This is a genomic window from Budvicia diplopodorum (assembly GCF_009800925.1).
GTDB lineage: Bacteria > Pseudomonadota > Gammaproteobacteria > Enterobacterales > Enterobacteriaceae > Budvicia > Budvicia diplopodorum.
Window position 1 is genome coordinate 262,197 of sequence record NZ_WOYF01000001.1, and the last position, 12,732, is coordinate 274,928.

10 protein-coding genes are annotated in these 12,732 nt (G+C 46.5%); all 10 read right to left on the minus strand.

The features are described from left to right. Positions 1–129: 129 nt before the first annotated feature. On the minus strand, positions 130–1,116 hold the full coding sequence (lpxK, locus tag GVI43_RS01130) for a tetraacyldisaccharide 4'-kinase (RefSeq protein ID WP_159564563.1): 987 nt from the start codon (positions 1,114–1,116) through the stop codon (positions 130–132). Continuing rightward, positions 1,113–2,858: a lipid A ABC transporter ATP-binding protein/permease MsbA gene (gene msbA, locus GVI43_RS01135; RefSeq protein WP_159565057.1), complete on the minus strand. Its 1,746-nt coding sequence runs from the start codon at positions 2,856–2,858 to the stop codon at positions 1,113–1,115. Before msbA ends, lpxK begins: the two co-directional genes overlap by 4 nt. Before the next feature lie 50 nt (positions 2,859–2,908). Then, a complete protein-coding gene (locus GVI43_RS01140; RefSeq protein WP_159564565.1) occupies positions 2,909–5,200 on the minus strand; it encodes a DNA internalization-related competence protein ComEC/Rec2 in 2,292 nt (763 codons plus the stop codon). Between the two features lie 284 nt (positions 5,201–5,484). After that, positions 5,485–5,769: an integration host factor subunit beta gene (gene ihfB, locus GVI43_RS01145; RefSeq protein WP_029093526.1), complete on the minus strand. Its 285-nt coding sequence runs from the start codon at positions 5,767–5,769 to the stop codon at positions 5,485–5,487. 60 nt (positions 5,770–5,829) lie between these two features. Next, positions 5,830–7,515 carry a 30S ribosomal protein S1 gene (gene rpsA, locus GVI43_RS01150; protein WP_159564567.1) on the minus strand — a complete coding sequence of 562 codons (1,686 nt, stop codon included), beginning with the start codon at positions 7,513–7,515 and terminating at the stop codon, positions 5,830–5,832. Positions 7,516–7,653: 138 nt separating this feature from the next. Beyond that, positions 7,654–8,331, minus strand: coding sequence for a (d)CMP kinase (gene cmk / locus GVI43_RS01155; protein WP_159564569.1), 678 nt, complete (start codon positions 8,329–8,331; stop codon positions 7,654–7,656). A 230-nt stretch (positions 8,332–8,561) separates the two neighbouring features. After that, positions 8,562–9,848 (minus strand): 3-phosphoshikimate 1-carboxyvinyltransferase, encoded by a 1,287-nt coding sequence (aroA, locus tag GVI43_RS01160; RefSeq protein WP_159564571.1) that lies wholly within the window; start codon positions 9,846–9,848, stop codon positions 8,562–8,564. Between the two features lie 84 nt (positions 9,849–9,932). Next, entirely contained in the window at positions 9,933–10,628 is a 696-nt protein-coding gene (locus GVI43_RS01165) for an aspartate/glutamate racemase family protein (RefSeq protein ID WP_159564573.1), read from the minus strand. 38 nt (positions 10,629–10,666) lie between these two features. Next, positions 10,667–11,752: a 3-phosphoserine/phosphohydroxythreonine transaminase gene (serC, locus tag GVI43_RS01170; protein ID WP_159564575.1), complete on the minus strand. Its 1,086-nt coding sequence runs from the start codon at positions 11,750–11,752 to the stop codon at positions 10,667–10,669. Between the two features lie 273 nt (positions 11,753–12,025). Continuing rightward, entirely contained in the window at positions 12,026–12,712 is a 687-nt protein-coding gene (locus GVI43_RS01175) for a TIGR02117 family protein (RefSeq protein ID WP_246201386.1), read from the minus strand. Positions 12,713–12,732 lie beyond the last annotated feature (20 nt).

Consider the following 12,732-nt stretch of genomic DNA (forward strand, 5'->3'; position numbering starts at 1 on the left):
GTTTATGGGCGGCAAGAATAACATATCCCACATTAAGATTTAATGATAAACGCATGCTAGTGCGCTTTATCGCGCTCAAGCACGGGAAAAATGGTATGGAAAGTGAACCAAACGAAAACAAAGAAGGACTTACCCGTATTGACTAATTTTGGCCATAATCAGATTGAGTAAGGCTGCAGCATCGGATGACGGTAACTCGGCATTGACCGGCAAATACCACCAGTTTTTCTGAGCGAAATCGCGACATTTAACCGCGTCCTTTTCGGTCATCAGCAATGTTTGTTCCGGGCTCACTAAAGAGGAAAGTAACCGTTGGTGATAGGGCTGGTGATCGGCGAAAGCGTGTTTCTGTTGAATCTGAATATCAAGGTCTTGTAGCGTTTTGAAGAAACGAGGTGGATGACCAATCCCGGCCATAGCAACCACATTGGGCAACGCTAACGCGGGTTTCTGTTCCCCGGTGATTAAGTTGATCGCGTCCCCGGGTTTAAGCACCATCGGGATCTCATTCTGTTCAGCTTTACCACCGTTGGTGATTACCGCATTGACTGAGGCTATACGACCAATGCGTTCACGCATTGGGCCTGCGGGTAGCCACCAGCCATTGCCGAAACGACGATTCCCATCGACAACAACCAGCTCAATATCGCGCTGTAATGCGTAATGCTGTAGCCCGTCATCAGTAACAATCACGTCTAAATCATGCTGGTTTAATAGTGCTTTAACGGCGCAAGTGCGATCGGGAGCCACGGCTACCGGTGCTCCAGTACGTTGAAAGATCAGTACCGGCTCATCACCGGCAATTTGCGTGGTGGTGTTTTTATCCAAAACCAGCGGATAGCTGGCTGACTTGCCGCCATAGCCTCGGGAAACAACGCCGACGCGAATGCCCTTCTGTTGCAGATTTTCGATAAGCCAAATCACTACCGGCGTTTTACCGTTGCCACCGGCGGTCAGATTACCCACCACCACAATGGGTAACGGAGCCCGCCATGAACGAAAAAATCCGGTACGGTAACCAAGCCGTCTGATACCGCTAATCAGACCATACAGCCATGAAAGCGGTAGCAGTAAAAGATAAAGCTTGGACTCACCGGACCAGATTCGCTCAATCATTGGCTGAACTGCATTTTATGCAATTGAGCATATGCGCCGTTATTGCCGATCAGAGTCTCGTGATTACCCCGTTCAACAATACAGCCATCTTCAATCACCAGAATTTCATTGGCTTTCTCAATCGTTGATAAACGGTGAGCAATAACCAGCGATGTACGGTTTTTTTGCAGCTCATCTAGCGCAGACTGAATTGCGCGTTCTGATTCAGTATCTAACGCTGACGTTGCTTCATCCAAAATTAAGATCGGACTATCGCGCAATAAAGCCCGGGCGATGGCAATACGCTGGCGCTGCCCGCCGGACAGCAATACGCCATTTTCACCAATCACCGTATCGAGCCCGTTCTCCATTTTATTGATAAAGTCCATGGCGTAAGCCATTGTTGCGGCTTTTTCAATATCTTCACGAGAGTACTTATCAGTACGGGCATAGGCAATATTATTAGCAATCGTGTCATTAAACAGATGAACGCTTTGGGAAACAACGGCCACCTGATTACGTAGTGAAGATAGGGTAAATTCACGGATTTCATGACCATCAATCAGAATTTCCCCCTCTTGAATGTCATAAAAACGCGTCAGTAAATTAGCGATGGTTGACTTCCCTGAACCAGAGCGACCAACTAGCGCAACGGTTTTTCCTTCTGGAATACTCAGGTTGATATTGCGTAACGCAGGGATATCTTTAGTTGGATAGGTAAAAGTCACATTGCGTAATTCTACGTCGCCTTTAACCCGCTCAACCTCTAACGTGCCGGTATCTTTCTCCGGTTCCAGATCTAGAATGGAAAACAGCGTCTGACATGCTGCCATACCGCGTTGGAACTGGGCATTTACGTTAGTTAATGACTTCAACGGTTTCATCAGCGCAACCATGGAGGAAAACACCACGGTGATCGTTCCCGGCGTTAGGGTATTCATAATGCTTGGAAACTGTGCGGCGAATAGAACAAAGGCTAATGCTGTTGATGCAATTAACTGAATTATCGGGTCTGAAATGGCCGATGCAGCGACCATTTTCATGCCCTGCTGACGCATCTTATTACTGACTTTGTTAAACCGAGTTGTTTCAACTTCCTGCCCGCCAAAAATCAGCACTTCTTTATGGCCTTTAAGCATTTGCTCTGCGCTGGCCGTCACCTGCCCCATGGTATTTTGCATATTCTTACTGATAATACGAAAACGCTTAGAGACATAGCGAATAACAAAGGAGACTACGGGAGCCAGTACAATCAAAATAAGAGACAGCTGCCAGCTGTAATAGAACATCATAGAAAACAGGGCAACGATGTAGGCCCCTTCTCTAACAACGGTGATCAATGCGCCGGAAGAAGATGAAGCAACCTGTTCTGAATCATAGGTGATCCGAGAAAGCAGCGTTCCAGTAGACTGTTGGTCAAAGAAGGAGACCGGCATATTCATCATATGGCCGAAGAGGCGCCGACGAACGGTCATCACTACCTTGCCTGAAACCCATGAAAGACAATAGGTTGAGGTATAGCTGGTTACGCCACGCATAACCATCAGACCAAGCACCACCAACGGCATCCAGACTAATACATTGCTCCCTACTTTACCGAAATCATCCAGCAAGGGTTTTAGTAAAGAGATCATCAGAGCGTCTGTGCCAGCATTTAAAATTAAAGCAATAGCTGAAACAATCAGCCCAAGTCTGAAGGGACGAATCATCGGCCACAGTCGGCGAAATGTCTGCCACGTGGAAAGATCTTTATCGTTCAACATTCTATCATTCGACATTCAATTACCAACATTGTGTGAAATAGCGCGTTATTCTACTCATTATGCCGCAAAGAACCAAACCGCTGATGGTACCAACGGGGCATTAATTGTTCTCTGAAACCCAAAACATCGTAATAATCCTTATAAAACAGTACGCTAACCTGGCCAGATTTTGCGGTAGAATGCCATTTTATTTTAGCATTGTTATAGCGTTGCCTTACTTTCAATGACGGTAAGCCCCATTGATTAAAGCGTGACACCGAGGTAAGCGTTACCGCAGGGTTAACCGCCCGTATAAATGACGCCGTAGACGATGTATTACTACCATGATGTGGCGTTTGTAATATATCACTGGCTAAAAGCGCACTTTGGCTTTCAACCAATTTAAGCTCTTGCGCGCGTTCTAAGTCACCGGTAAGCAAAACGCTATGTTGCCCATCGCTAATTCTAATGACACAAGAATCAGCATTGAATGCGTGCTCCCGCCGTTCCAATGGCCAGATCGCCGTGAAATTTAGACCTTGCCACTGCCAGCTATCGCCTTGCTGGCAGCTGAGCCCTTTGCGCAAAGACGAACTTCTTAGCCATATTTTGGGGTAGGCTGCCAGAATATCGTCTAATCCGCCAGCATGATCCTGATGGTCGTGACTAAGAATCACCCCTTCCAGCGTTATCCCCTGCCAGCGCAAGAAGGGGAGTATTTCCCGCTGGGCCATCGAACTCCCCGGCCAGCTATTACCGGTATCGTAGAGAATAGCCTGATTCCCGCGCCTGATAACAATGGCCAGACCGTGGCCAATATCTAACATATCAATACGCCATAGCTCAGGAGCCCGGTTCCATGCGGGAAAAATGACAACAACCAATAAAACCCATGGAGTAAACCGGGTTGATTGCCATAACGACATGCGCCAATAAATAATTATCAGCCAGCCTAAGAAACTTAAGCCAATGACATGATACGTCATCACTACCCAGCCATTTTGTAACCTCTCTAGCAAAGATAAAACAAACAGCAGAGATTGATCGGCTACCCTCCAAAAAGGCGATGCTACGTGCGGAAACCAGCAGAATATTAACCCAAGTAAAATAGCCGGTACGGTAATAAGGGAGACCAGAGGAACAGCGATCAAATTGCTCACTATTGCCGTCCAGCTCAGACCGTGAAAAATAATGGTCTGCATGGGAATCAGTAAAATCATCATCGCTAACTGTAGGTAAACCCACTGGATGATTATCCACCGACGGCCAAGCATTGCTCCCGGCAACGGTACCCATTGAAACCAAAAGATCAATGCCGCTACGGCACAGCAGGATAACCACAGGCTATCTGACAGAATCATCATCGGATCAAATAGTAATAGCATGGCAATAATCCGTAGCCAGATTTGCCATGTTGTCCAGTTAGCCCCCTGCCATCGAAGGATCATCCATAACGTTAAAGCCATAAAGGCCCTGACCGCCGGAGGGTTTGCGCCGGATAACCAAACATATAGCGCAGCAGTTCCCCAGCTAATAACCTGAGGAAATACTAATCCTATATAGCGTGTAGCAAAAAGAAACTGGACACCTCTGGCAATTAACCACCCAACCAGCGCAGCCAATGAAATGTGCAAACCGGATATAGCCATCAGATGGGCCGTTCCCGTTTGCAGCAATAGCTGACTTCTTTCAGGTACCATTTTCCCGCGCTCACCAAAAGCCAGAGCAAATATAATATCCTGAGATTTTAACCGCAGCGTTGATTTATAGACCTGCGTAATCACCCGTTGCCTAAGGCTAACCGAGGGGCTCAATAGCTCAGCCTGATTGACATAGCCAATAATCAATTGATGGTTAGCCATTGCTCGCCGCTGTTTATCATAGCTACCGACATTCAGCTGGCTATGCACTGGCCTGAACAACACCCTAAGCCGCCACTGCTGCCCTGCCAGCATTTCCGGCGCGCTCACTTTAGTGGAAGAATTAAAATAAAGCGGAATAATGATGGTTTCCAGATAGGATAAATCTACGCCATCCACCTGTGAGATGCGAAATACAACTTTAGGAGAACGTTCACTACCCATACCGGCAGAAATTACCGTGCCACTAACCGTCGCCTTTTTATCTGAATAATAGTCAACCTGCTGGTACAGCCTTTCTGCATAGCTCACTCCCCATAAGAAACTCACTAACATAAGCGCAATTAGCCTGCCGGGATAGCGGCCCGAAATAGCGGCGAACACCGCAGCGCCAGCGATAATAATCCATAGCATTGCTGAGGGTAACGATGAAATAAATAGCAAAGGCAGCATACCGGCAATAATCGCAGCGGCAATATGATCGAAAGAAATAGCTGAATGCAAAATAGCGTTCCTGAAACCGGTTAATCACATTAGTCGTTATTCAGGAGATATCTTTTACAAACCAGAGGAATAAGGCCAACGGCAATGGTAATAATTATCTACCGCTCGACGCTTTAACTATTTGCAGTATCAGGATTGCATAAGTTTCTTAGAGATACTTCGCAAACCATAACGTTAGGATAGGGAAATTATAGATATAAAAAATCCGGATGCGGATACCGCCCCGGATTTTACATTATCTGAAAAGGTTTTAACCTTTTGGCTAGCAAGCTTTAATTTACAAATTAACCGTAAATATTCGCACGATCGCGTAATTCTTTACCCGGTTTAAAATGCGGAACATATTTGCTTTCTAGTTCCACTTTTTCGCCCGTTTTAGGATTACGTCCTACGCGTGGGGCACGGTAGTGAAGAGAAAAACTGCCAAACCCACGAATTTCAATGCGTTCGCCACCGGCTAAAGTAATAGCCATATGTTCCAGCATCTCTTTCACTGCATCTTCAACTGCTTTAGTTGGTAAATGAGTGTGTCTACTTGCGAGTCTTTCTATAAGTTCAGACTTGGTCATCATTCCTCCAAGCTTATCAGCTCAACTACCGAAGGGGCAGCCATTGGCCGCCCCCCGCCATTATTCGCCTTTAGCTGCTTTAAATGCTTCAGCCATAGCGTTAGAGAATCCACCTTCTTCCTGCTTAGGAGCGCTAGTGTTGTTCACAGTAGCAACGGCTTCTTTCTCATCAGCTTCATCTTTAGCACGTACAGACAGGCTGATTATACGGTTTTTGCGATCTACGCCGGTGTATTTAGCTTCAACTTCGTCGCCAACTTTCAGGACTAAGGTTGCATCTTCAATACGGTCACGGGTTGCTTCAGAAGCACGCAGATAGCCTTCAACGCCACCCGCTAATTCAACTGTAGCACCTTTTGCGTCAACTGCTGTGACTTTACCAGTAACAATTGCACCTTTCTTATTGATAGCAAGGTAGTTGTTAAATGGATCTTCAGCCAGTTGCTTAACGCCTAAGGAGATACGCTCACGTTCTGCATCAACTTGCAGTACAACTGCAGCGATTTCGTCACCTTTCTTGTAATCGCGAACGGCTTCTTCACCAACCACGTTCCAAGAGATGTCAGATAAGTGAACCAGACCATCAATTCCGCCGTCTAGGCCGATGAAGATACCGAAGTCAGTAATTGACTTGATCTTACCTTCAACGCGCTCGCCCTTATTATGGGTTTCTGCGAATTGCTGCCATGGATTCATCTTGCACTGCTTCAGGCCTAAGGAGATACGACGACGTTCTTCGTCGATATCAAGAACCATAACTTCCACAACGTCACCAACGTTAACAACTTTGGATGGGTGGATGTTCTTGTTGGTCCAGTCCATTTCTGAAACGTGTACCAGACCTTCAACGCCTTCTTCGATTTCAACGAAGCAACCGTAGTCAGTCAGATTAGTCACACGACCAGTCAGTTTAGTACTTTCTGGATAACGCTTAGCAATAGCAACCCATGGATCTTCACCCAACTGCTTCAGACCCAGTGAAACACGGGTACGATCGCGGTCGAATTTAAGAACTTTAACCAGGATTTCATCGCCAACGTTAACGATTTCGCTAGGATGCTTAACGCGCTTCCAAGCCATATCAGTGATATGTAACAGGCCGTCAACACCACCCAGATCAACGAATGCACCGTAGTCAGTAAGGTTCTTAACGATACCTTTAACTTCCATGCCTTCTTGCAGGTTTTCTAGCAGTTGATCGCGCTCTGCACTGTTTTCTGATTCGATTACAGCACGGCGAGAAACAACGACGTTGTTACGTTTTTGGTCAAGTTTGATAACCTTGAACTCAAGCTCTTTGCCTTCTAAATGCAGCGTGTCACGAACAGGACGCACATCAACCAGTGAACCTGGTAAGAATGCACGAATGCCGTTAAGCTCAACGGTAAATCCACCTTTGACCTTGCCATTGATAATACCAATAACAGTTGCAGCTTCTTCTGAAGCTTTTTCCAGCGTGATCCAAGCTTCATGACGCTTAGCTTTTTCACGGGATAGAAGGGTTTCACCAAAGCCATCTTCGATAGCGTCTAGTGCTACATCAACTTCATCACCAACCTGGATTTCCAGTTCGCCCTGAGCGTTTTTAAACTGTTCTACTGGGATTGCAGATTCTGATTTCAGACCTGCGTCGACCAGAACAACGTCTTTATCAATAGCGACAACAACGCCGCGTACGATGGAACCCGGACGGGTTTCAATTGTTTTCAGGGATTCTTCAAAGAGTTGAGCAAAAGATTCAGTCATGTTGTTAATCTTCAGGATTCTTAAGTTTAACGTCCATCTAACATCTAGTCCGATGGGGTTGTTATAAATGCCCTGCTTACATCCTTGCAGCAGAGTGACGCACAAAAGTTCGGAGCCCACATGGGCAGCGAACAGTAATTATTTTAGCACATTTCGAGCATAAACTAACGCGCGTTCGATGACTTCGTCTATCGACATATGGGTTGAATCCAGTATCAACGCATCACTTGCAGGCACTAAAGGCGCTACAGCCCGATTACGGTCCCGATAATCTCGTTCTTGTATTTCGGAAAAAAGACGTTCGAATTTAACACAAAGGCCATTTTTCTGCAACTGCAGCATGCGCCTTTGGGCCCTTTCTTCCGCGCTGGCATCCAAAAAAATTTTAACCGGCGCATCGGGGAAAACAATAGTTCCCATATCGCGGCCGTCAGCGATCAGACCGGGGAACTCTCGAAAAGCCCGCTGCCGGCGTAATAACGCTTCTCTAACGCGTGGAAGCGCCGCCGCCTGTGAGGCAGTATTTCCTACCGTTTCATTACGGATCTGACTAGTAACCACTTCACCTTCTAAAATGACCTGTAGCTCACGTTCTTGCGTAACAAACTGCACGTCCAGATGAACGGCTAAAAGAACCAGCGCCTCTTCAGAGGTAATATCGACATGGTGATGTAATGCCGCCAGCGCAAGAACGCGATAAATAGCGCCGGAATCAAGCAAGTGCCAGCCAAGATTTTCGGCTAATGCCTGACAAAGCGTCCCTTTACCTGCACCACTAGGGCCGTCAACCGTTATTACCGGGGCAACTGCCGCCATATCTATCTCCTTAAGCGAGAGAAACTCTTACTGTCTTCGCGTATAAAAATTTCAGCTGATTATACCCATCATCAACGCTAACTGACAGGAATGTATTGAATTGGCTTAATGAAGAAACTCAGCAAAATTGGCGTATCAAGAATAAATGCGGGCAAAACGAGCGGTTTGGTAATCAAACAAAGCGTTACAATGGCCGAATCAACCGCTGTAACGCAGTATAGTTCAAGCTATTAAGCTAACTGGCTCAATAAGGCAAACTGCTTGAAGTAATCAGGAAAAGTCTTCGCCGTGCATTTTGGATCAAGAATAGTCACCGGCGTGTCGGAAAGCGCAACCAGAGAAAAACACATAGCCATGCGATGATCGTTATAGGTTTCAATTTTGGCATGCTTAAGCGATTTTGGCGGCACAACCAGAATATAGTCGTTGCCCTCTTCAACTTCGGCTCCTACTTTTCTTAGCTCAATGGCCATCGCGTTTAGCCGGTCAGTTTCTTTTACCCGCCAGTTATAAATATTACGAATACGGGTCGCGCCGTTGGCAAACAGCGCGGCCGTTGCTATCGTCATGGCGGCATCGGGGATATGGTTCATATCCATATCAATACCGTTCAGTTCACCGCGCTGGCACTCAATAAAATCATCGCCCCAGATAATTTTGGCTCCCATCGCTTGTAAAACGTCAGCAAAGCGAATGTCACCCTGCACGCTGTTTTTACCAATGCCGGTTACCCGAACGGTTCCGCCTTTAACGGCGGCGGCTGCAAGAAAATAAGAAGCGGATGAAGCATCGCCTTCGACCAGATAGCTTTGCGGTGAAATATAGTGCTGATTACCCTGAATGTGAAAAACCTGATAGTTATCGTGGCTGACGTTTACGCCAAAATCACGCATCATATGCAGAGTAATATCAATATACGGCTTAGAAACTAAATCGCCTTTAATCGTGATTTTCGTCGCTTTAGCCGCCAGTGGCGCAGTCATCAATAGTGCGGTTAAAAACTGGCTGGATACCGAGCCGTCTACTGAAATATCACCGCCATCGAATCCGCCGCGCAGACGAAGCGGAGGGTAATTTTCTTGCTCAAGGTAATCAATTTTTGCCCCGCCCTGACGCAGAGAGTCAACCAGATGGCCAATCGGGCGCTCTTTCATTCTTGGTTCGCCGGTAAGAATAACGTCACAGTCGCTCAGACAAAGGGCTGCAGCCAGCGGCCGCATTGCCGTACCGGCATTACCCAAAAATAGTTCTAACGCACTGGCTGGCTTCAGGGGAGCGTCAATTCCGTCAATATCACAGACAGTATGGCAGTCAGATAGCTGATAATGAATGCCCAATGCTTTGAGCGCATTAAGCATGTGCTTAACATCATCACTGTCTAATAAATTGGTTAATCGGGTTCTTCCCTTGGCCATCGCAGCCAGCAATAACGCACGGTTAGAAACGCTTTTAGAACCGGGTAAATTGATCGTACCGTTAAATTTTGCAATAGGCTGCAGCGTTAAAGATTCCAACATGTATCCATCATCTCTTTTATCGTATTGTTATTATTAGAAAGCTATTGTGACTAGTGCGGTTAACGACAAGCGGTTAACCATCGATTATAGCTTAAGGGATATTTCAGCCGCCTGAACTGCGTGTATTTTTGCCGTGTCGTACAGCGGCACAGAAGCGTCTTGCTCCCCAACCAGCAGCCCAATTTCAGTACATCCGAGAATAATACCCTGAGCGCCTTTATCCACTAAGCGTTGCATGATTTCGTTGAAGGCTTGGCGGGATTCATCATTGATCTGCCCCAGACAGAGCTCCTGATAAATAACGTTATGGACCAATTCCCGATCGGACTCATCCGGCACTATCACCCGTATATTGTGTTGCTCACTCAGGCGGCCTTTATAGAAGTCCTGCTCCATCGTAAAACGGGTGCCTAATAGCCCCACGGTTTTAATTCCCTGCTGCTGAATCACGCTGGCGGTGGCATCCGCAATATGACAAAGCGGTATTGAAACCGCATCCGCAATCTGGTCATAGACTTTATGCATAGTGTTAGTACAAATAACCACAAAGTCCGCGCCAGCAGCTTCGAGCCGCCGGGCGGCCTGAGATAATAGCTCGCCGGCCGCTTGCCAATCGCCGTTCATCTGTAAGCGTTCTATTTCTTGAAAATCAACGCTGAACAGAACAACTTTTGCCGAATGCAAACCGCCAAGGTGACGTCGAATGGTTTCATTAATATGGCGATAGTAGGGAATGGTTGATTCCCAGCTCATTCCACCAATCAATCCGATGGTTTTCATTCGGTCAGTTCCTTAAATTTTAATTTTCAAACGGGCGATTAGCCGTGGCGACGTTCAAAGTCGGCCATAAACGAGGTTAATGCCTGAACGCCAGCCAGCGGCATAGCGTTATAAATTGACGCCCGCATACCGCCCAACACTCGGTGACCTTTTAGCGCATGTAAACCGGCAGCGCTAGACTCTTCAAGGAACGCTTTATCTAAATTTCCGTCGGCCAGTTGGAATGGCACGTTCATCCATGAGCGGTTAGCCGGAGCGATACCGTTACGGTAAAAATCGCTGCTATCGACAAAGTTATACAAATGAGATGCCTTCTCGTGATTGCGACGACCCATTTCAATCAGGCCACCCTGCGCTTTTAACCACTTAAAGACCACCCCTGATAAATACCAAGCAAAGGTCGGTGGTGTATTAAACATCGACTCGCACTCATGCAATACGCTGTAATCCAGAATTGACGGAGTTTCTTTGCGCGCTTTGCCTAGCAGGTCTTCCCGCACAATAATCACGGTAATGCCCGCCGGGCCGATATTCTTTTGGGCTCCGGCATAAATCACGCCATAGCGGCTAACGTCAATAGGACGAGAAAGAATGGTTGACGAAAAGTCAGCTACCACCGTTTTATCGCCAAAATCAGGCTCTTCGTCGATAGCAATACCGTCGATAGTCTCATTCGGGCAATAGTGAACATAGGCCGCTTTGTCATTTAATTGCCAATCTTTCATTGGTTTAATACCGGATAAACCGTCAATTTGGGTTTTCACATCAATTGAATTAGGCGAGCAATATTTCGCTGCTTCTTCAATGGCGCTATGCGCCCAGTACCCGCCATTGATGTAATCAGCCTGACTGTTATTACCTAACAAATTTAATGGAACGGCAGAGAACTGAGCCCTGGCCCCTCCGTGGCTAAATAGCACTTTATAGTTTTCAGGAATTTTAAGCAGGTCGCGTAAATCCTGTTCAGCCGCTTCTGCCACCTGAATGAACTCTTTACTACGGTGGCTAATCTCCATCACCGAGGTGCCCAGACCTTGCCAGTCACAGAGCTCCTGCTGAGCCTGACGCAACACTTCCACCGGTAACATTGCCGGACCTGCGCTAAAATTAAATACCTGTGCCATTTATCTTCACCGCCCTGATAGAGATTGAGTGTTTCATTTTAGAAAGAGACTATCGGTTTTATCATTCACTTAGTTTTGCTGCAATGCTTATGTTAATAAGACCCGATTAAATTAAGGAGGATAAAGAACGACAAACAGGCTTAGAGCAGCACAGAGATACTGCCCATTTGGGTAAAAACCAAGGAATAAACCAGTCGACCTGACAAAATTAAAATATTGACGTCAGGCTGCCGCTAATGACAGAAGAAATGGTAAAGCGCTTTATCATGCGACTTATCGCGCAATGCAGATTGTTGGCACAGCATGGGATTTCAGATACTCAGTCTGGTAAGCGTTAAGATAATCCATCACGCTGTCAGCGGTCATTTTAAACCTCGCTGAAATATCCATGCCCGCACTTTCGAGCCCTTTAGCCGTCCAGTTATTACAGGTATTAAAAATGGAGTAGCGCCCTACGGCATCATAAAATTCACTGTTACCATAAATTCCGCGTTTCAGGCGTATGATTTTGCCCTGTTCATCGCGTTCAAAACTGTCGGCAATAAAAGCCATTAGGCTATTTAACTGATTATCGGTTAGTTCTATGTTTAATATATCGCTTTCGCTAAAATAGCGTTCAGGGTCGGTTGGCACAGATACCACATGCATGACCGCGCCTGACGACCAAAACATAGCCTGTAAGGTTAAACCGGTTGTCACTTCCTGAGCTTGGTAAAATCCTTTATCTCCCCAGCCAATTTCATACCACTGCCCCCCGCTAAATCGTTCAGTCAGCTGCGGCAGGTATATTTCCATTCTTTTAGCGGGAACAATAATGCCGGTATGCCAGCCATGGCTGACAACGTAAGCTTGATTAGCGCTGGAATCACCCGATTCGGGTAACGGACTATTGGCAACGGGAAGGCCAGAGCAGCCGGTTAACAACAAAACGGCTAGTAGTACATAGCATTTTAAGGTCACACAAATATCCCTAACGCGGT

Bases quoted from the DNA above. Each gene is read 5' to 3' on its own strand.
- lpxK (WP_159564563.1), bottom strand. From the start codon at position 1,116: ATGATTGAGCGAATCTGGTCCGGTGAGTCCAAGCTTTATCTTTTACTG.
- msbA (WP_159565057.1), bottom strand. From the start codon at position 2,858: ATGTTGAACGATAAAGATCTTTCCACGTGGCAGACATTTCGCCGACTG.
- ihfB (WP_029093526.1), bottom strand. From the start codon at position 5,769: ATGACCAAGTCTGAACTTATAGAAAGACTCGCAAGTAGACACACTCAT.
- rpsA (WP_159564567.1), bottom strand. From the start codon at position 7,515: ATGACTGAATCTTTTGCTCAACTCTTTGAAGAATCCCTGAAAACAATT.
- cmk (WP_159564569.1), bottom strand. From the start codon at position 8,331: ATGGCGGCAGTTGCCCCGGTAATAACGGTTGACGGCCCTAGTGGTGCA.
- aroA (WP_159564571.1), bottom strand. From the start codon at position 9,848: ATGTTGGAATCTTTAACGCTGCAGCCTATTGCAAAATTTAACGGTACG.
- GVI43_RS01165 (WP_159564573.1), bottom strand. From the start codon at position 10,628: ATGAAAACCATCGGATTGATTGGTGGAATGAGCTGGGAATCAACCATT.
- serC (WP_159564575.1), bottom strand. From the start codon at position 11,752: ATGGCACAGGTATTTAATTTTAGCGCAGGTCCGGCAATGTTACCGGTG.